Raw genomic sequence first — 19,467 nt, 5'->3', positions numbered from 1 at the left:
GATCGGACACCATGATCGACAGCAGCAGACGGCACCTCGGAGCCCGCGGACGCCTGGCACTGTCGGCGGCCTCCGCGGCCGCGTGGGCTTCGCAGAAGGCCGGTCGCGGCAAGGGATCGATGATCGGCGGTCTCGTCGCGCTGAAGATCGACCCGGCCCTCATGTCGCGCCTGGGCGCGAATCGACGCACGGCCGTCATCACCGGTACCAACGGCAAGTCGACCACCACCCGGATGACCGCGGCGGCGCTCGCGACACTGGGCGAGGTGGCGACGCAGGCCGACGGCGCCAACATGGACGCGGGAATCGTCGCCGCGCTGAACTCACGGCGCACCGCGCCGCTGGCGGCCCTCGAGGTCGACGAGCTGCACGTCCCGCACGTGTGCGACGCCGTGAACCCCGAGGTCCTGGTGTTGCTGAACCTCAGCCGTGATCAGCTCGACCGCGTCGGCGAGATCAACATGATCGAGCGCAAGCTCCGCGCGGGAATCGTCGCCCATCCCGACACCGTCGTCGTCGCCAACTGCGACGACGTGCTGATGACGTCCGCGGCGTACGACGCGCCGCGGACCGTGTGGGTGGCCGCCGGCGGCGGATGGGTCGGCGACTCGGTCAGCTGCCCCCGCACCGGGGAACCCATCGAGTGGAACGGCACGCACTGGCGCAGCACAGGCCTGCTGGAGGGCGGGCGGGAGTTCTCGCGGCCGGAGCCGCAGTGGTGGCTCGACGACGAGAACCTGTACGGCCCGGACGGTCTCGTGCTCCCCATGAGTTTGACGCTGCCCGGCCGGGCCAACCGCGGAAACGCGGCGCAGGCCGTCGCTGCCGCGGTCACGATGGGCGCCGATCCCGCGCAGGCCGTCGCCGCGGTGTCCGCGGTCGACGAGGTGGCGGGCCGCTACAGCTCGATCCAGTACGGATCCCACACCGTGCGCATGCTGCTGGCCAAGAACCCCGCCGGATGGCAGGAAGCACTGTCGATGATCGACCCGGCCGCCGACGGCCTGGTGATCGCCGTCAACGGCCAGGTGCCCGACGGCGAGGACCTGTCGTGGCTGTGGGACGTGCGGTTCGAGCATTTCGAGAACACCACGGTGGTGGCGGCCGGTGAACGTGCGACCGACCTGGGAGTTCGCCTGACGTACGCCGGAGCCGACCACACCGTGGTGCCGAACCCGTTGCGGGCCATCGCCTCCTGCCCACCCGGGCGCGTGGAGGTCCTGGCGAACTACACGGCCTTCCGTGACCTCGGCCGGGCGCTGGCGCGCGAGACCGCGAAGGAGGCACCCGGTGTCTGATTTCCGTATCGGGCTCGTCCTGCCCGACGTCATGGGCACGTACGGCGACAGCGGCAACGCGCTCGTCCTGCGCCAGCGCATGCTGATGCGCGGACTCGACGCCGAGATCGTGTCGATCACCCTCGCCGATCCGGTGCCCGAGTCCCTCGACGTCTACGTGCTCGGCGGAGCGGAGGACTCGGCGCAGCGACTCGCGACGAAGCACCTCGCGCGCTACCCCGGACTGCAGCGCGCCGCCGAGCGCGGTGCACCGGTGCTCGCCATCTGCGCGGCGATCCAGGTGCTGGGCGAGTGGTACGAGACGAGCTCCGGCGAACGCGTCGACGGTGTGTCGATGCTGAACGTCACCACGGCGCCGCAGGCGACTCGGTCCATCGGCGAGGTCATCACCCGCCCGGTGTCGGACCGCCTCACCCAGACACTCACCGGCTTCGAGAACCATCGCGGCGGAACCACTCTCGGCCCCGACGCGGCCCCGTTCGCCCTAGTGGAGCACGGCATCGGCAACGGGGTGGGCGACGGCAACGAGGGGGTCGTCCAGGGGTCGGTCATCGGGACGTACATGCACGGACCGGCGCTGGCACGGAACCCGGAGCTGGCCGACCACCTGCTCGAGACCGCTCTCGGACACCCGCTCGAGCCGTTGCACCTGGCCGACGTCGAGCAACTGCGCACCGAGCGTCTGCGCCGCTAGACCGAGACCGGATCCTCGGCCGGCCTCCGCGCCGCCCGGCGCATCAGGAGCTGGGCGATGAGCGGTGCCGCCACGAGCATCGAGACCAGCCGGATGAGCTGCACGCACGCCACGAACGTGACGTCGGACCCGGTGGACGCGGACACCGCGAGCACTGCCGCCAACCCGCCGGGGGTCGTCGCCAGGTAGCCGGTGAGCAGGCTGGTCCCGGTCCACGCGGACAGCGCCCATCCGAGCAGCGCACAGATCACGCCGATGCCGAGCACCAGCGCGAACGCGTAGGGGAAGAGTCGGCCGATCAGGCGCAGGCTCGACATCGTGAACGCCAGTCCCGCTTGCCATCCGATGACCAGGAACGCGAGTGGCAGCACGATCATGGGAACCTCGATGCCCACGGGCCAGCCCAGCAGCGCGCAGGCGCCGGACACCATCAGCGGACCCAGCGTGGCCGGTGCGGGAAGCCGCGCGAGCCGCCCCACCGCGATGCCGACGAGAACAGCGCCGAGCAGGAACAGCAGACCCACCCACCACGGCAGCGCATTCTCGTCGGGTGCGGCCGCCGCGACCGAGTGGGTGTCGGCGTGGAACACGAACGTGACCACCAGAGGCATGGTCACCACCACCAGTGCCACCCGCAGGTACTGCACCACCGCGACCACACGTTCGTCGCCGCCGAGCTCTCTCGCTGTCGCGACGAGACCGGTGGCCCCGCCCGCGATCAGCGCCAGCATCCCGGTGGCCGCGGTGACGTCCTTGTTCAATGCGAGCAGTGCACCGCAGCCGGCGCTGACGACGAGCGTCGCGATCCCGATGGCGACCGCAGGAAACCAGTTGTCCCCCAGCGCACTCAGCGTCTCGACATCCACCATGAGACCGATGGTGACGGCCAACGTTCCCTGCGCCGCCATGGATCCCGCGCGCGGGACGGCGCGCGGCCCCAGTCCGGTGAGGGCGAAGACCACCGCCACCACCAGTGCCGCGAACAACGACGGCGCCGTCAGGCCGACGGCGTCGAGCGCGAACCATCCGGCCACGGACACGGCTGTGAGCGCCACCCAGCGGGTGGCGCTCACAGCGACGGTACGACCTCCGCTCACGACTTGACGAGCAGCACCGGTACCGGTGTTTCGAGAAGCAGGCGCTGGACGGCCTGTCCCATCAGGAACTTGCCGACGGCCGACCGATGCCGCGACCCGACGACCAGCAGCTCGGCGTCCGCCTTGTCGATGAGCGCGAGCAGTGTGGTGGTCGCGTCCGGATCGGGCTGGGCCGCAGCGAGAGTCCACTGCGCCTCGGACTCTCCGAGCGCGGCGAGCGACGTACGGATCGAGTCCTCGACGGCGGTGGTCTCCTTCGCCTCCGAGGAGGGATCCGCGGATCCGGAGAAGGCGTGGAGGACGACCAGTTCGGTTCCTGCGGACCGGGCCTGCTGGACTGCCGATCCGAGTGCCTTGCGGCCTTCCTCGGAACTGTTGTGCACGACGGCGACACTCATGTCGGTGACTCCTCTCTCTCGTGGATGCTGATCAGCCGAAGGGGATCTGGCCGAGGAGGACGCCGACGGCGAGCATCGTCAGGGAGACGACGGTGGCACGCCACAGGACCTTGCGGTGGTGGTCGGCGAGCGAGACGCCGGCCAGGGTGACCAGCAGCAGGATGGCGGGGACCAGCGGGCTCTGCAGGTGGACGGGCTGTCCGGTGATGGAGGCGCGGGCCATCTCGACCGGCTCGATGCCGTACTGGGCGGCGGTCTCGGTGAGGACCGGGAGGATGCCGAAGTAGAAGGCGTCGTTGGTCATGAAGAACGTCAACGGGATCGACAAGATTCCGGTGATGACGGCCAGGAACGGTCCCATCGCGTCGGGGATGACGCCGAGGAGCCACTCGGCCATGGCCTCGACCATTCCGGTACCGGAGAACACGCCGGTGAGGACGGCAGCTGCGAGCACCATGGCGACGACGGAGACGATCGAGGCGGAGTGGCGTGCGATGGCCTCGCCCTGCTCCTTGACCTTCGGGAAGTTGAACGTGAGCGCGATGGAGGCGGCGATCATGAACAGCACCGGGATGGGGAGGATGTCCATGACCAGGATCACGAGCAGCGTGACGGTCAGGATCGCGTTGAACCACAGCAGCTTCGGACGCAGAGTGTCGCGGTTGGGGTCCAGGCCGTCGATGAACTGGCCGGCCTTGCCGTCGTTCTCGTCGTCGCCGGTGGTGATGTCGGCGCTTCCGGTGCTGCGACGGGTCTTGCCGTTTCCGGTTCCGGTGCCGTCGGTACCCACGCCGGCGCCCACCAGCTCCGTGTCGTAGATCAGCGAGCCGAGGCGGCGACGCTCCATGAGGCCGAGGTGGATCGAGAAGAGCAGCACGATGATCAGGCCGGCGATCATCGACGGGACCATCGGGATGAAGACGTCGGAGGGCGAGATGCCCAGTGCGGACGCGGCGCGAACGGTCGGGCCACCCCACGGGATGATGTTCATGGTGCCGTTGGCGAGGCCGGCGACGACCGTCAGGATGACCGGTGAGACACCGAGTTTCAGGTAGAGCGGCAGCAGCGCGGACGTCACGATGATGAACGTGGTGGAGCCGTCACCGTCGAGGGACACGACCATGGCGAGCACCGCGGTGCCGACGACCAGCTTCATCGGATCGTTGCGCACCAGGCGGAGGATGCCGCGCACCAGCGGGTCGAACAGACCCACGTCGATCATGATGCCGAAGAAGATGATCGCGAAGAACAGCAGCGCTGCCGTGGGGGCGAGCGACTTGATGCCGTCCGTGATCATGTCGCCGATGCCGAGCCCGGCGCCGGCGAACAGGCCGAAGATGACCGGGACCAGGATCAGGGCGACCACCGGGGTCGCTCGTTTGGTCAGGATCAAGAACATGAAAGCGGCAACCATGAGGAAGCCGAGTATCACCAACATGGTTACTACTCCTCGTTGTTCGAATAGTGCAGGGTGTGTCGAGGCAGGCTGCGGGCACAGGTGTGGCGCAGTACGGAGGTGTGCGGCGTCAGCCGTCGGTGGGTGGATCGATGGTCGAGCGGACCAGGTCGGCCTGCTCGCGGAGGAACGACGCGAAGTCGTCTCCGGTGAGCAGCGCGTCCCGCCACCCGTTCTGCGCCAGGATCTCCTGCCAGAGCGGCGATCCGACCAGGGCTGTGACGTCGGCGATCAGGCGGTCGACGCGCTCCGGTGGCAGTCCCGGCGGGGCGAGGATGCCGCGCCAGTTGTCGAAGTCGAGGTCGACTCCCTGCTCCCGCAGAGTGGGCGCGTCGATGCCGTCGACGCGCTCGGAGCTCGAGACGGCGAGCGCCCGGACCGTACCGGACGCGATCTGGTCCAGATATTCGCTGACGCCCGTGGTAGCGACGTCGACCTCGCCGGTCAGTAGGGCCGGCAGCAACTCGCCGCCGCCGTCGAAGACGCGGTACTCGGATGCTCGCGGGTCGACACCGACGGTGCGGGCGAGCTGGGTCCGGAACAACCCGTCCGGCCCACCCTCCGCGGAGCCGCCGGCGAACTGCAGAGCCGCGGGATCCTGTTGCCAGGCGTTCGTGAGATCGGCCAGAGTCCGCAGCGGGGATGCTGCCGGCACCAGGACGACCTCGGGTTCGGTGACGAGTCGGGCGATCGGGGTGACGTCCGCGATCTCGTGATCGGACGGGGTGGTGGACAGTGCGCCCACCAGACCCAGCCCCATCACCAGCAGGAGTCGATCGTTGCCCTGTTCGAGAGCGAGACGATTGAGTCCCACGACACCACCCGATCCGGGTAGTACGAGGACGTCGTCCACCACGACGCCCTCCGCGGCCCAACCTCGGGCCAGACTGCGAGCGGTCAGGTCGTAACCGCCACCGGCGACCGACGGAGCGATGACACGAAGTCCCGGCTCCTCCGCCCCGGTCACCATGGCCGACACCCCCGCACTGCACGCGGTCGCCGTGCAGAGCACCGCGAGCAACGCTGCGAGAGCGCTGATGCGGAGGCGTCGGTTCATGGGCACGGTCTCACTGTGTCGGATCCTGTGACTGTGGTCACCCTTTGGTGCACAAACGGGATTGTGTTCATTGTGAGCGTCCGTAGCGCACGCAGATGCACGAATTCCGCGCTCGCCCGGCGGTACGGTTCACCTCGTGATCGGGCGGCGACTGCGCATCTTCGGAACACGCCGCACCCTCTCGTCGCAACTGCTCGCACTGCAGCTTCTCATCATCGTCGCGGTGCTCGTCGTCATCAGCGGGTTGTCGCTGGCCCAGGCGTCGGCGACCTTCCAGCGCGAACAGGGTCTGCGCGTCCAGTCGGCTGCCGAGAACCTCGCCGCGAGTCCCACCGTGCGACAACTGCTCGCCTCCGCCCAGCCCCGCATTCGTACGGCGCTGCAGGGTGCAGTCGAGTCGGTGCGGGCCGTCTCGGGTCTGGACTACGCGCAACTGACCGACCCCGACGGCATCATCGTCGTCGCGACCGACCCGTCGCGGGTGGGACAGGAATCGGCGGCCGAGGGAGCGGGCGCGCGGACGGGCCGATCCTGGACCGGTCTCGCCGAGACGAGCGCCAACACCGCGGTGTCCCCCGACGCGTCCGTGCAGTCACAGGTCCCGGTGCTCGATGCCGACGGCCGCATCGTCGGTGTGGCGATCGTCGGCCGCGAGTACCCGTCGGTGTGGGAGCGCCTCGCGCAGGCGACCCCGGACCTCGTCATCTACCTTGCCGTGGCCTCCGTTCTGGGCGCCGTCGGGTCGATCCTGCTGGCCCGACGCGTCAAGCGGCAGACCATGGGAATGGAGGCCGGGGAGATCGTCGACCTGGTGCGCCAGCGGCAGGCGATGCTCGAGGGCCTCAAGGAGGCCGTGGTGGCGCTGGATCCGTCGGGTCGGGTGGTCCTGCTGAGTCGCAGCGCACACGACATGCTCGGCCTCGACGAGGACGGTGTGGGCCGGCGGGTGGAGGAGCTCGGACTCGACGACCGGGTCCTCGACGTCCTGCGTCACCCGAGCGACGACGGCGACCAGCTCGTCCTCACCGGAGATCGCATCCTCGTCTTCAACACGGTGCCGATCGAGGCGTCCGGACGAAAGGTGGCCACGGTGACCACGTTCCGTGACCGCACCGAACTGAGCGAGGTCCAGAGCAAACTCGACATCAGCCGCACCAGCTCGACGGCACTGCGGGAGCACATCCACGAGTTCGACAACCAGCTGCACACCATCTCGGGACTGGTCCAGCTCGGTGAGTACGACGAGGTGGAGCGGTACGTCGACGGCATCACCGAGCATCGTGAGCGCCTCACGTCCACCGTGACCGACCGCATCGACGATCTCGGGGTCGCGGCGCTGCTCATCGCCAAGATCGGCGCCGCCGCGGCCCGCTCGGTGACCGTGGCGCTCGACGACGCCTCACATCTCCCGCGACTCGACGACGATGCCTCCCGAGACCTCTGCACCGTCGTCGGCAACCTCGTCGACAACGCTGTGGACGCAGTCCTCGAGAATCAGGCAGTGGACGCAGTCCTCGAGAATCAGGCAGTGGACGCAGTCCTCGAGAATCAGGCAGTGGACGCAGTCCTCGAGGGGCAGTCGGTGGACGCGGTGGTGCGCGTCCGGATCGTCGCGGACGCGGACGGGATCGAGGTCGAGGTGGCCGACAACGGCCCCGGCATCGGCACGGAGGATGCGGATCGCGTGTTCGAGCAGGGGTGGAGCACGAAGGGGACGTCGCTCGACGGGCACGGTTTCGGCCTCGCCCTCGTGCGTGTCGTGTGCCGCCGACGCGGCGGTGAGGTCGGCGTGAGTGACAGAGTCGAGGACGGTAGGCGGTGGACGGTCTTCCGGGCCGTCACCGGATCCGGGGGGAGGACGCGATGACACTCAGGGTGCTGGTGGTGGACGACGACTTCATGGTCGCGCGGGTGCACACCGGTTTCGTCACCAAGGTGGCCGGATTCGAGGTGTGCGGGGTGGCGCACACGGCGCAGGAAGCGCTGGAGAAAGTGGAGTCCACCCGTCCCGATCTGGTGCTGCTGGACGTCCATCTGCCCGGCGTCACCGGGCTCGATCTCATCGGCCCGTTCCGGGAGATCATCCCGGACCTCGACGTCCTGGTGATCACCAGCGAGCGCGAGGCCGAATCGGTGCGCAAGGCACTGCGCGCGGGCGCCGTGCACTACTTGATCAAGCCGTTCAAGTTCCAGGCACTGCAGGAGCGCCTCGAGCACTACCGCCGCACACGGGAGTCGCTGGCCGCGATCGACGAGGCGGAGCAGGACGCCGTCGACAAGGCATTCGGAGTGCGCGGGACCGCGACACGGCTCCCCAAGGGCCTGAGCGCCGAGACGCTGGCCATGGTCGAGCACCAACTGCGGGAGAATCCCGGCGAGACCTCGGCGAGCACGATGGCCGAGAGGACCGGGATGTCGCGGTCGAGCGCTCGCCGCTACCTGGAGTACCTCAGCAACGTCGACCGGGTGACCGTCTCGCTCGACTACGGCAACGTGGGGCGACCCGAGCGCCTCTATCGGCTCGAGCGCTAATTCATCACGTTGCGGCCGGACAGCGCACGGCCCAACGTGAGCTCGTCCGCGAACTCGAGGTCGCCGCCCATCGGCAGTCCGGAGGCCAGTCGGGTGACGGACAGGCCGGGGAAATCACGCATCATGCGCAGCAGGTAGGTGGCCGTCGCCTCCCCCTCGGTGTTGGGGTCGGTCGCGATGATCACCTCGGAGACGTCGACGCCGTCCTCCTGATTGCCGATGCGGGTGAGCAACTCCCGGATGCGCAGCTGATCGGGACCGACCCCGCTCAGCGGATCCAGCGCGCCGCCCAGCACGTGGTATCTGCCCTTGAACTCGCGGGTGCGTTCGACGGCCTGCACGTCCTTGGGTTCCTCGACGACGCAGATCTTCGTCCGATCGCGGCGCGGGTCCGCACAGATGCGGCACAGTTCCTTGTCGGAGACGGTGCCGCAGACGATGCAGAACTGCACCCCGTCGCGGACGCGCTGCAACGCCTTCTGCAGGCGGTCGATCTCGGGCGCCTCGACCCCCAACAGGTGAAAGGCGATGCGCTGCGCACTCTTCGGTCCGACACCGGGAAGTTTGCCCAGCTCGTCGATCAGATCCTGGACCGGACCTTCGTACACGCTTCTCGACCCGGTTCTAGAAGCCGGGCAGGCCGGGGAGTCCGCCGCCGCCCAGGCCGGCGAGGGGACCGAGCTTCTGCGACGCGACCTCACCCGCGGCGCGGGACGCGTCGGCGATCGCACCGATGATCAGGTCCTGCAGGGTCTCGACGTCGTCGGGATCCACGACCTTGGGGTCGATGGTCAGACCGACCACCTCGCCGCTGCCCTTCACAGTCGCCACGACGAGACCGTTGCCGGCGCGACCGGTGACCTCCGTCGCGGCGATCTCCGCCTGGGCTGCCATCAACTGCTGCTGCATCTGCTGGGCCTGCTGCAGCAGCTGGGACATGTCGGGCTGTTCACCGGGATGCACGGCGGGTGTCCTTCCGAAGTGGTGACGAGATCGTGTCGGTCGAGCGTAGCCGCGTGCCTCACTCCACCTGGCGCGAGAGGTTCTGCAGGAGCTGCGCCTGAATCTTCTTCAGTCCGAGGGGCGCGAACGTCTTCTCGAAGAAGCCGCCGACACCGCCGGCGCCCGTCCACTCCGTGGTGGTGGTGACCGACGACCCGCTACCGCTCGGGGCGACGAGGTACGTGGTCACCATCGACGAGTTGGCGTCCTTCTCCGTGACGGTCGCGCCGGACACCGACACGGTCGCGAGCACGTTCCGCGAGCGCTTCTCGGTCGCCTGCAGGACCCAGCGAGCGACAGTGCCGTCGCCCTGCCCACCCTCGACGACCGCGAAGTCGCGGTACTGCTCGGGCAGGATGCGCGGACGCACCGTCTCGTAGTCGGACAGTGCCGCGAGGACCTTGTCGGGAGCCGCACTGATGGTGAGGGAACTGCTCGCGCTGACCTTGGCCATGACGGGGAGAACTCCTGATGTCGGGGTGGGACGGACGGTGACATTCATTGTTTCACGTCCACGCCCGGGCGAATCGAGCGCAACGATCGTGTGAAGTTTCCTCGTCGGGAGGCACCTTCCATAGCGTTGCGAACAACCTCCGTATAGCGTTCTCGCGTGGCTCAGACAGTCGATGCGGCGCTCGGGGGAGCGCGGGAACCCGGCGGGGGCGGCAACCGTCCGCACGAGATCGGACAAGCGGGACATCGGGCGGGTGTGGAACGGCTTCTGGCCAGTTACCGTGCCATTCCCCGGGACGCGACCGTCCGCCTGGCGAAGAAGACCTCCAACCTCTTCCGGGCCAGGCCGAAGAACTCCGCCCCCGGACTCGACGTCTCCGGGTTGGGAGGCGTCATCTCGGTCGACCCCGACGCCATGACCGCCGACGTGCAGGGAATGTGCACCTACGAGGACCTCGTCGACGCCACCCTGGCGTACGGGCTCGCTCCCCTGGTGGTGCCGCAGCTCAAGACCATCACGCTCGGCGGCGCGGTCACCGGCCTCGGCATCGAGTCGACGTCGTTCCGCAGCGGCCTTCCGCACGAGTCCGTCCTCGAGATCGACATTCTCGCCGGATCGGGTGACGTCGTCACGGCCACTCCCGACAACGAGTACGGCGACCTCTTCCGAGGGTTCCCGAACTCCTACGGCACCCTCGGCTACTCGACACGGTTGCGCATCGAACTCGAGCCCGTCCTTCCCTACGTCGCCCTGCGCCACGTCCGGTTCCGCGACCTCGAGTCGGTGCAGACGGTCATGGCGCGCATCGTCGCGGAGCGGGAGTACGAGGGTGACCGCGTCGACTACCTCGACGGGGTGGTGTTCTCCGGGACCGAGGCCTATCTGACCCTGGGCCGGCAGACCGACGAGCCGGGACCGGTGAGCGACTACACCGACTCGGCGATCTTCTACCGGTCCATCCAGCACGACGGCACCGCGCCGCGAACGGACCGCCTGACGGTGCGCGACTACCTGTGGCGGTGGGACACCGACTGGTTCTGGTGCTCGCGCGCCTTCGGTGCGCAGAACCCGCGCATCCGACGTCTCTGGCCGAAGAAGTACCTGCGCAGCAGCTTCTACTGGAAGCTGATCGCGCTCGACCAGAAGTACGACATCGCCGACCGTCTCGAGAAGCGCAAGGGCAACCCGATCCGCGAGCGCGTCGTGCAGGACATCGAGGTGCCGATCGAGAACACGGCCGCGTTCGTCTCGTGGTTCCTCGACGAGATCCCGATCGAGCCGTTGTGGCTGTGTCCCTTGCGACTTCGCGAACCCGACGGGTACGCCGACGCGCAGGACTCCGACGCCGGAGTACGCGGGTGGCCCCTCTATCCGCTCGAACCTCACCGCACCTACGTCAACGTCGGCTTCTGGTCGTCGGTGCCCGTGGTCCCCGGTGAACCCGACGGGGCAGCCAACCGTCGGATCGAGAAGAAGGTGACCGAGTTCGACGGTCACAAGTCCCTCTACTCGGACTCGTTCTACGACAGGGCCGAGTTCGATGCCCTCTACGGCGGTGACGGTTACCGCCGACTCAAAGAGAAGTACGACCCCGATTCGCGGTTGTTGGATCTGTATTCGAAGGCGGTGCATCGTCGATGACGACATTCAAGGATCAACGGAACCCCGGCCTGTCCGGCGGTTCCCCCAAACTCTCCATCGCCGAGATTCTCGAGCAGTTCACCGAAGGTGATCTGCCCGTTCGATTCTCGGCGTACGACGGCAGTACGGCCGGTGCCGAAGATTCCGAGTACGGGCTCAGGCTCACCTCACCCCGCGGCACCACGTACCTCGCGACCGCCCCCGGCGACCTGGGCATGGCTCGCGCCTACGTCTCGGGCGATCTGGAGATCGAGGGCGCCCACCCGGGTGACCCGTACGACGTGCTCCGGATGCTGGGCGACGACCTGCACTTCAAACGTCCGTCCGCGCGCGCACTAGCGACCGTCACCCGGTCTCTCGGATGGGAGTTGCTGCGTCCCATCGCTCCCCCGCCCCAGGAATCTCTCCCACGTTGGCGTCGTATCGCCGAGGGGTTGCGGCACAGCAAGACTCGGGACGCCGAGAGCATCCACCACCACTACGACGTGTCGAACACGTTCTACGAGTACGTGCTCGGCCCGTCGATGACCTACACCTGCGCCGCCTACCCGACTCTCGAGGCGTCGCTCGAGGAGGCGCAGGAGAACAAGTACCGCCTGGTGTTCGAGAAGCTGAACCTGAAGGCGGGCGACCGACTGCTCGACATCGGTTGTGGCTGGGGCTCGATGGTGCGCTACGCGGCCCGTCGCGGCGTCCACGTCATCGGCGCCACGCTCTCGCGCGAGCAGGCAGAGTGGGCGCAGAACGCCATCGCCGCCGACGGTCTGAGCGATCTCGCGGAGGTGCGTCACAGCGACTACCGCGACATCGTCGAGGGCGACTTCGACGCCGTGTCGTCGATCGGCCTCACCGAGCACATCGGCGTCTCGAACTACCCGGCGTACTTCGAGTTCATCAAGGGAAAGCTGCGCCCGGGTGGCCGCGTCCTGAACCACTGCATCACCCGCCCGGACAACCGCTCGTCGGCGCGGGCCGGCGGCTTCATCGACCGCTACGTCTTCCCCGACGGCGAGCTGACGGGATCCGGCCGCATCATCACCGAGATGCAGGACGTGGGCCTCGAGGTGCGTCACGAGGAGAACCTGCGCGAGCACTACGCGATGACGCTTCGGGACTGGTGCCGCAACCTCGTCGACAACTGGGACGCCTGCGTCGCGGAGGTCGGTGAGGGCACCGCGCGCGTGTGGGGCCTCTACATGGCGGGCTCACGCCTGGGCTTCGAGCGCAACGTGGTCCAGCTGCACCAGGTGCTCGCCGTCAAGCTCGACGAGAACAACGACGCGGGTCTTCCGTTGCGGCCCTGGTGGATCGGCTGATCCACTGACACGGACGCCGTCTCGGGTGTCGAATCACGGGGACTGTCGACACCCGAGTGGGTGCGACTCCACGAGAGGACACCCGAGATGGCGGATCAGTCGCAGCCCGGACGTGCACGGCGGGACAACTGGAACAACCAGGTACGACGACACGCACTGATGAATCCCGCGGGCGTGGCGCTGCGCTTCGGTGGGACGACGCACACCTGGCGCGGCCTCTGCGATCGTGTCGACGCACTCGCCGGCGGGTTGGCCCACCGTGGCGTGACGGCCGGGGACCGGGTGCTGATCCTCATGCTCAACCGGCCCGAGTACATCGAATCGGTGCTCGCGATCACTGCCGTCGGTGCAATCGCCGTGCCCGTCAACTTTCGGATGAGCGCCCCGGAGATCACCTACCTCGCGCAGAACAGCGGCGCCGGCCTCATCGTCGTGGAGGACGCCCTGGCGCCGCTCGCCGCGGCGGTCGGCATCGCGGACTCGATCATCGTGGGAGGAGACGGGGACACCTACGAGGCTCTGATCCGCGAGAACACGCCCGCGCCGGACACCGACGTCCCGGACGACGCACCGGCTCTGATCATGTACACCTCGGGAACGACCGGCCGTCCCAAAGGCGCTGTGCTGTCTCATTCCAACATGCAGGCTCAGGCGCTTACCTGCATTCGCGCCCTGCAGATGTACGGAGTCGACGAGATCAACTTCTGTGCGTCACCGATGTTCCACATCGCCGCCCTGGGCAGCATCGCCCCCAGCCTCAAGCTCGGCATCCCGACCGTCGTCCACCCCGTCGGCGCGTTCGATCCGGCCGCGTTGCTCGACGTCCTCGAGGCCGAGGCGGTGACCACCCTGTTCCTCGTGCCGGTGCAGTGGCAGGCGGTCTGCGCGGAACAGGCGCGCCGCCCCAGGACGTTGTCGCTGCGAGTGATCTCGTGGGGTGCGGCGCCGGCGTCGGACACCGTCCTGCGGGCGATGTCGCAGACCTTCCCCGACGCCCTCACCGTGGCCGTCTTCGGTCAGACCGAGATGTCGCCGATCACCTGCGTCCTCGACGGCGGCGACGCACTGCGCAAACTCGGATCCGTGGGACGCGTCGTCGCCACGGTGGAGGCTCGGGTCGTCGACGACGACATGATCGACGTCCCGCAGGGCGACATCGGCGAGATCGTCTATCGCGGGCCGACGCTGATGCACGGGTACTGGGAGAACCCTGCCGCCACGTCGGACGCGTTCCACGGTGGCTGGTTCCATTCCGGCGACCTGGTGCGTCAGGACGAGGAGGGCTTCGTCTTCGTCGTCGACCGCAAGAAGGACATGATCATCTCCGGCGGCGAGAACATCTACTGCGCCGAGGTCGAGAACGTGCTGTTCTCCCACCCACGAATCCTCGAGGCAGCAGTGATAGGCCGCCCGGACGACCGCTGGGGTGAGGTGCCCGTCGCCGTCGTCGCGCAGCGCGGCACCGACGAGCCGGACCTCACGCTTCCCGACCTCGTCGGCTGGCTGGACGGACGCCTCGCGCACTACAAGCACCCGCGCCACCTGGTGCTGGTGGAGGCGCTCCCCCGCAACGCCGGCGGCAAAGTCGTGAAGGTCGACCTGCGCAGGCGTTTCTCCGACTAGACCCCTCGGCGCCTGCTCACCACCACGATCGCCACTCCGACGATCAGGATGACGGGGCCGAGGATCGACCAGGTGGTCGTGTTGCTCATCGCACTGCCACCGATCACCCCGAATCCCTGGAGGCTGAACAGCAGGCCCATGACGGCGATCACGGCACCGATGACGGTGACAACGGGAGTCTTCACCTGTCGAACCTAGTCCCCTGATGCCGCGTCGGGCCCGTTCTCGTGACGAGACACATCGTCGCGACGGGACACACCACGGACGCCGCTCGACATGATGGACTGCTGTCCGTGACTTCTCTTCCCCGACGATTCTGTCCACCGGTCCTCGTCGCGTGCGTCGCACTCGCGTCGTCCGTCCTTCTCGTCCCTGCTCCCGCGTCCGCCGAGACGGCCGCGGGCACGGTGCTCTCCAGCACCGCGCTCGATCCCGCGCTGGCACCCGCCGGCGCCGCGGAGAGCTATGTGGTGCGCTACTCCACGCTGCGGACGGCCGAGCAGGCCGGGGAGTCGACGGGCACGGTGTTCGTGCCGACAGGCGATGCTCCCGCCGACGGATGGCCGGTCGTGTCCTACGCCCACGGCACCACCGGTGTCGCCGACTCGTGTGCACCGTCGGCGACGGGCACCGCGCAGTACGAGCGTCCGGCGATCGAGGCGTGGCTGGCCGCCGGCCACGCCGTGGTGGCCACCGACTATGCGGGCATGGGGACTCCGGGTGTGCACGCCTATCTGGACGGACCCGCCGCCGGTGCCAACGCGATCGACATCGTCCGCGCAGCACACACGATGCTCGGCGATCGGCTCTCGCCGGAATGGATCACCACCGGCCTGTCCCAGGGCGGCAACACGTCCTTCTTCACCGCCGCAGCGGCATCCACCCGCGCACCGGACCTCGACTTCCGCGGCGCCGTGTCCGTGGCCGGCCCGACGGGGCTCGACACCGTGCTCCCGCTGGTCGGTCCGGTTCTCCCGCCGGTCGTCCCCAGCGGCTTTCTCGGCTACGTCTTCTACACCCTCGCCGGACTGGCGGACCAACGTCCGGAACTCGACGTCCGGCAGTACCTCACGCCGAAGGGCGTCGAGTATCTCGACGCTGCGACCACGCTGTGCGGCAACGAATTCCGCGATTATCGGTCGGCGCACCCGGCCCAGTTCGGGGAGCTTCTCACGCGCCCGTTGACGCCGCTGGCCCCCGTGCTCGAGCAGATGCAGGCCGTCCCCGTCAGTGGCTACGACCGGCCGCTCCTCGTGACTCAGAGCCTCTCCGATCAGACAGTTCCGGCTCCGCTCACGTTCGTCCACACGGCCCGGATGACCGCTGCCGGTACGGACTTCCAGCTGGTCACCTTTCCGACGCCCGATCACATCGGCACCCTGATGGCCTCCATGCCCGCATCACTCGACTTCGCCGCGCGCGTCCTGAGCTGAGACGACGACAGCCCCACACCAGGAGGTGCGGGGCTGTCGTGTACTCGTGACTAGCGCAGAGACGCAGGCGGAGTGAACCGCTCGCCGTACTGCTTGGCCAGCTCCTCGGCACGGGCGACGAACGCCTCCTTGCCGATCGAGCCGTCCGCGGCCTCGTAGCCGACGACGTACTGGTGCACGCCACCGGTCCACGCCGGGAAGCCGATACCGAAGATCGAGCCGATGTTGGCGTCGGCCGTCGTGTTCAGCACGCCCTCGTCGAAGCACTTCTGCGTCTCGATCGCCTCGATGAAGAGCATGCGCTCCTTGAGGTCCTCGAACGACGACTCCGAGGTACCCGACTTGAAGGCGTCACGCAGACCCGACCAGAGGCCGGTGCGCTTGCCGTCGACGTACTCGTAGAAGCCGGCACCCTTGGCCTTCGACGGACGCTCGAACTCGTCGACCATCTTGTCGATGACCGCGCCCGCGGCATCCTCGGGAGGAGTTCCGCCGGCTGCGACGATCGCGTCGTAGGTCTCCTTGCGGATCTTCTGCATCAGCGTCAGCGTCAGCTCGTCGGAGAGCTGCAACGGCGGCGCCGGGTAGCCCGCCTGCAGACCGGCCTGCTCGATGGTCGCGGGCTCGACGCCCTCGCCCAGCATGGCGATGGCCTCGTTGATGAAGGTGCCGATCACGCGGGAGGTGAAGAAGCCACGGCTGTCGTTGACGACGATCGGAGTCTTCTTGATGGCCTGTACGAGGTCGAATGCCTTGGCCAGAGCGGCATCCGAGGTCTTGTCGCCACGGATGATCTCGACCAGCGGCATCTTGTCGACGGGCGAGAAGAAGTGAATACCGATGAAGTCTTCCTGGCGCTTCACACCCGTCGCGAGACCGGTGATGGGAAGCGTCGAGGTGTTCGAGCCGAGCAGCGAATCGGGAGCGACGAGGTCCTCGATCTCCTGGAAGACCTTGTGCTTGAGGTCCTGCGACTCGAAGACCGCCTCGATGACGAGGTCTGCACCCTCGACGTCCTTCGGATCGGCCGTCGGGTGGATACGCGCCAGCAGCGCGTCCGACTTCTCCTGCGTGGTCTTGCCGCGTGAGAGCGCCTTGGCCTCGATGGCCTCGGAGTACGCCTTGCCCTTGTCCGCGGACGCCTGCTCGACGTCCTTGAGCACCACGTCGATTCCGGCCTTGGCACAGACGTAGGCGATGCCCGCGCCCATCATGCCGGCGCCGAGCACGGCGACCTTGGTGAACTGCGTCTTCTCGTAGCCGTCCGGGCGGGACTTGCCGGCATTGATCGCCTGCAGGTCGAAGAAGAATGCCTGGATCATGTTCTTCGACACCTGGCCGGTGACGAGCGACGTGAAGTAGCGCGACTCGATGGTGGACGCGTTGTCGAAGTCGACCTGCGCACCCTCCACCGCGGCGGACAGGATCGCGAGCGGTGCCGGCATCGGCGCGCCCTTGATCTGCTTGCGCAGGTTCGACGGGAACGCCGGAAGGATCTGCGCGAGCTTGGGATTGGAAGGCGTGCCGCCGGGGATCTTGTAGCCCTTGACGTCCCACGGGGCGACGCCGCCCTCGGGGTTGGCCTTGATCCATGCCTTCGCAGCGGGAACGAGTTCCTCGACGCTGCCGACGACCTCGTGCACCAGACCGAGCTCGAGCGCCTTGGCCGGGCGGAATCGCGTGCCCTGGGACAGCACCGACATGAAGCCGTTCTGGATACCCATCATGCGGGTGATGCGGGTGACGCCGCCGCCGCCGGGCAGCAGGCCCAGCGACACCTCGGGCAGGCCGAGCTGGACACCGGGAACGTCCGCGACGATGCGGTGGTGCGTCGCCAGCGTGATCTCCAGGCCGCCACCGAGTGCGGCGCCGTTGATCGCGGACACGACAGGCTTGCCGAGCGTCTCGAGCCGACGCAGCTGCGACTTGACCGTCTGCACCTCGTCGAAGATCTGCTGGGCGTCGGCGGGGCCGGCCTTGATCATGTTCTTGAGATCGCCACCGGCGAAGAAGGTCTTCTTCGCCGAGGTGACGACGACACCGGTGATGGAGTCCTTCTCGGCCTCGAGGCGGTCGACCGTGGCGCCCATCGAGGTCTTGTAGAGCTCGTTCATCGTGTTGGCGCCCTGGTTCGGGTCGTCCATCGTCAGGGTGACGATGCCGTCGGCATCCTGGTCCCACTGAATCATGTTGTCACTCATGCTGTTCCTCAGACTCGCTCGATGATGGTGGCCACGCCCATGCCGCCGCCGATGCACAGGGTGATCAGTGCGTAGCGGCCGTTCCGACGCTCGAGCTCGTCGAGCACGGTGCCGGTGATCATGGCGCCCGTGGCACCGAGGGGGTGGCCCATCGCGATGGCGCCACCGTTGACGTTGAGCTTCTCGCCCGGGATCTTCAGGTCGCGCTGGAAGCGCAGGACCACGGAGGCGAATGCCTCGTTCAGCTCGAACAGGTCGATGTCGTCGACCGTCAGGCCGGCCGCGGCCAGCACCTTCTTCGACGCGGGCGTCGGCCCGGTCAGCATGATGGTGGTGTCGGCGCCGCTGGTGGCGGTCGCGACGACGCGAGCGCGCGGCGTCATGCCCATCGACTTGCCGGCGTCCTCGCTGCCGACGACGACCAGGGCCGCACCGTCGACGATGCCCGACGAGTTACCGCCGGTGTGGACGTGATCGATCTTCTCGATCCAGTGGTACTTCTGCAGCGCGACGTCGTCGAACCCGCCCATCGCGGCGATGCCCTCGAAGGCCGGCTTGAGCTTGCCGAGCGACTCGACGGTGGTGCCGGGGCGCATGTGCTCGTCACTGTCGAGGATCAGCAGACCGTTCTGGTCCGTGACCGGCACGACGGACTTGGTGAAGTAGCCACCCGACCATGCGGCTGCAGCGCGCTCCTGGGACTGCGCGGCGTACGCGTCGACGTCCTCACGGGTGAAGCCCTCGATCGTCGCGATGAGGTCGGCGCCGATGCCCTGGGGGGCGAAGTAGGTGTCGTAGTTGGTCTGCGGGTCCATGGCCCACGCGCCGCCGTCCGATCCCATGGGAACGCGGGACATCGACTCCACGCCACCGGCGATGACGAGCTCGTCCCAGCCCGACCGCACCTTCTGCGCGGCGAGGTTGACGGCTTCGAGGCCGGACGCGCAGAAACGGTTGAGCTGGAAGCCGCCGACCGTGTCGGGCATCTTCGCGGCGAGCACCGCGGTACGGGCGATGTCGGCACCCTGATCTCCCACGGGCGAGACGACGCCCAGGATCAGATCGGAGATGCGATCCTCGTCCATGTCGGGGAAACGACGGCGGAGCTCGTCGATCAACCCGGTGACCAGCGAGATCGGCTTGACCGAGTGCAGCGACCCGTTCTTACCCTTACCTCGCGGTGTTCTGATGGCTTCGTAGATGTATGCCTCTGTGGTCACTGAACACAGTTCCTTCCGACGTGAGACTCGGGCAGCACGGTGCAC

At 68.0% G+C, this 19,467-nt stretch carries 18 protein-coding genes; 8 read left to right on the top strand and 10 right to left on the bottom strand.

Going from position 1 to position 19,467, the window contains the following annotated elements:
* Positions 1 to 11: 11 nt before the first annotated feature.
* Both BR07_RS0118165 and BR07_RS0118160 read left to right on the top strand, forming a co-directional pair.
* Complete coding sequence (locus tag BR07_RS0118165) at positions 12 to 1,298, top strand: Mur ligase family protein (protein ID WP_027506645.1); 1,287 nt, start codon at positions 12 to 14, stop codon at positions 1,296 to 1,298.
* On the top strand, positions 1,291 to 1,992 hold the full coding sequence (locus BR07_RS0118160) for a type 1 glutamine amidotransferase (protein WP_027506644.1): 702 nt from the start codon (positions 1,291 to 1,293) through the stop codon (positions 1,990 to 1,992). The genes BR07_RS0118165 and BR07_RS0118160 overlap by 8 nt, the downstream gene beginning before the upstream one ends.
* Here the strand turns inward: BR07_RS0118160 and BR07_RS0118155 are convergent.
* From BR07_RS0118155 to BR07_RS0118140, 4 genes are all read right to left on the bottom strand, one after another.
* Positions 1,989 to 3,065 (bottom strand): AbrB family transcriptional regulator, encoded by a 1,077-nt coding sequence (locus BR07_RS0118155; protein WP_027506643.1) that lies wholly within the window; start codon positions 3,063 to 3,065, stop codon positions 1,989 to 1,991. The genes BR07_RS0118160 and BR07_RS0118155 overlap by 4 nt on opposite strands.
* Positions 3,066 to 3,085: 20 nt before the next feature.
* Positions 3,086 to 3,487 carry a universal stress protein gene (locus BR07_RS0118150; protein WP_027506642.1) on the bottom strand — a complete coding sequence of 134 codons (402 nt, stop codon included), beginning with the start codon at positions 3,485 to 3,487 and terminating at the stop codon, positions 3,086 to 3,088.
* Between the two features lie 31 nt (positions 3,488 to 3,518).
* Positions 3,519 to 4,925: a CitMHS family transporter gene (locus BR07_RS0118145; protein ID WP_027506641.1), complete on the bottom strand. Its 1,407-nt coding sequence runs from the start codon at positions 4,923 to 4,925 to the stop codon at positions 3,519 to 3,521.
* Between the two features lie 88 nt (positions 4,926 to 5,013).
* Positions 5,014 to 6,000, bottom strand: a complete 987-nt coding sequence (locus tag BR07_RS0118140; RefSeq protein WP_027506640.1) for a Bug family tripartite tricarboxylate transporter substrate binding protein — start codon at positions 5,998 to 6,000, stop codon at positions 5,014 to 5,016.
* A 136-nt stretch (positions 6,001 to 6,136) separates the two neighbouring features.
* Between BR07_RS0118140 and BR07_RS0118135 the strand changes: the two genes are divergently transcribed.
* Entirely contained in the window at positions 6,137 to 7,867 is a 1,731-nt protein-coding gene (locus tag BR07_RS0118135; protein ID WP_231476436.1) for a sensor histidine kinase, read from the top strand.
* Entirely contained in the window at positions 7,864 to 8,532 is a 669-nt protein-coding gene (locus tag BR07_RS0118130; protein WP_037186531.1) for a response regulator, read from the top strand. Before BR07_RS0118135 ends, BR07_RS0118130 begins: the two co-directional genes overlap by 4 nt.
* On the opposite strand, the gene recR is transcribed toward BR07_RS0118130, so the two are convergent.
* The 3 genes from recR to BR07_RS0118115 are packed head-to-tail and all read right to left on the bottom strand — an operon-like array spanning position 8,529 to position 9,988.
* Entirely contained in the window at positions 8,529 to 9,140 is a 612-nt protein-coding gene (gene recR / locus BR07_RS0118125) for a recombination mediator RecR (RefSeq protein ID WP_027506637.1), read from the bottom strand. The genes BR07_RS0118130 and recR overlap by 4 nt on opposite strands.
* Before the next feature lie 16 nt (positions 9,141 to 9,156).
* A complete protein-coding gene (locus BR07_RS0118120; protein ID WP_027506636.1) occupies positions 9,157 to 9,495 on the bottom strand; it encodes a YbaB/EbfC family nucleoid-associated protein in 339 nt (112 codons plus the stop codon).
* Between the two features lie 58 nt (positions 9,496 to 9,553).
* Entirely contained in the window at positions 9,554 to 9,988 is a 435-nt protein-coding gene (locus BR07_RS0118115) for an SRPBCC family protein (RefSeq protein WP_027506635.1), read from the bottom strand.
* 228 nt (positions 9,989 to 10,216) lie between these two features.
* Between BR07_RS0118115 and BR07_RS0118110 the strand changes: the two genes are divergently transcribed.
* The 3 genes from BR07_RS0118110 (at position 10,217) to fadD5 (ending at position 14,568) form a co-directional block, all read left to right on the top strand.
* A complete protein-coding gene (locus BR07_RS0118110) occupies positions 10,217 to 11,629 on the top strand; it encodes an FAD-binding oxidoreductase (RefSeq protein WP_027506634.1) in 1,413 nt (470 codons plus the stop codon).
* Complete coding sequence (locus BR07_RS0118105; RefSeq protein ID WP_027506633.1) at positions 11,626 to 12,945, top strand: class I SAM-dependent methyltransferase; 1,320 nt, start codon at positions 11,626 to 11,628, stop codon at positions 12,943 to 12,945. The genes BR07_RS0118110 and BR07_RS0118105 overlap by 4 nt, the downstream gene beginning before the upstream one ends.
* 87 nt (positions 12,946 to 13,032) lie before the next feature.
* Positions 13,033 to 14,568 (top strand): fatty-acid--CoA ligase FadD5, encoded by a 1,536-nt coding sequence (gene fadD5, locus BR07_RS0118100; protein WP_027506632.1) that lies wholly within the window; start codon positions 13,033 to 13,035, stop codon positions 14,566 to 14,568.
* Here the strand turns inward: fadD5 and BR07_RS0118095 are convergent.
* Entirely contained in the window at positions 14,565 to 14,753 is a 189-nt protein-coding gene (locus BR07_RS0118095; RefSeq protein ID WP_027506631.1) for a hypothetical protein, read from the bottom strand. The two genes, fadD5 and BR07_RS0118095, sit on opposite strands and share 4 nt — an antisense overlap.
* 108 nt (positions 14,754 to 14,861) lie before the next feature.
* On the opposite strand from BR07_RS0118095, the gene BR07_RS0118090 reads away from it, so the two are divergent.
* A complete protein-coding gene (locus tag BR07_RS0118090; RefSeq protein ID WP_027506630.1) occupies positions 14,862 to 16,001 on the top strand; it encodes a lipase family protein in 1,140 nt (379 codons plus the stop codon).
* A 50-nt stretch (positions 16,002 to 16,051) separates the two neighbouring features.
* On the opposite strand, the gene BR07_RS0118085 is transcribed toward BR07_RS0118090, so the two are convergent.
* Together BR07_RS0118085 and BR07_RS0118080 are read right to left on the bottom strand one after the other, a co-directional pair.
* Positions 16,052 to 18,202, bottom strand: coding sequence for a 3-hydroxyacyl-CoA dehydrogenase NAD-binding domain-containing protein (locus BR07_RS0118085; protein WP_027506629.1), 2,151 nt, complete (start codon positions 18,200 to 18,202; stop codon positions 16,052 to 16,054).
* Positions 18,203 to 18,210: 8 nt separating this feature from the next.
* Positions 18,211 to 19,422 carry an acetyl-CoA C-acetyltransferase gene (locus tag BR07_RS0118080; protein ID WP_027506628.1) on the bottom strand — a complete coding sequence of 404 codons (1,212 nt, stop codon included), beginning with the start codon at positions 19,420 to 19,422 and terminating at the stop codon, positions 18,211 to 18,213.
* Positions 19,423 to 19,467: the final 45 nt, after the last annotated feature.

Source organism: Rhodococcus sp. UNC23MFCrub1.1 (genome assembly GCF_000686025.1).
Taxonomy (GTDB): Bacteria; Actinomycetota; Actinomycetes; order Mycobacteriales; family Mycobacteriaceae; genus Rhodococcoides.
Note: the sequence above shows the minus strand (reverse complement) of the source record. Positions and strands in the feature narration are given on the sequence as shown.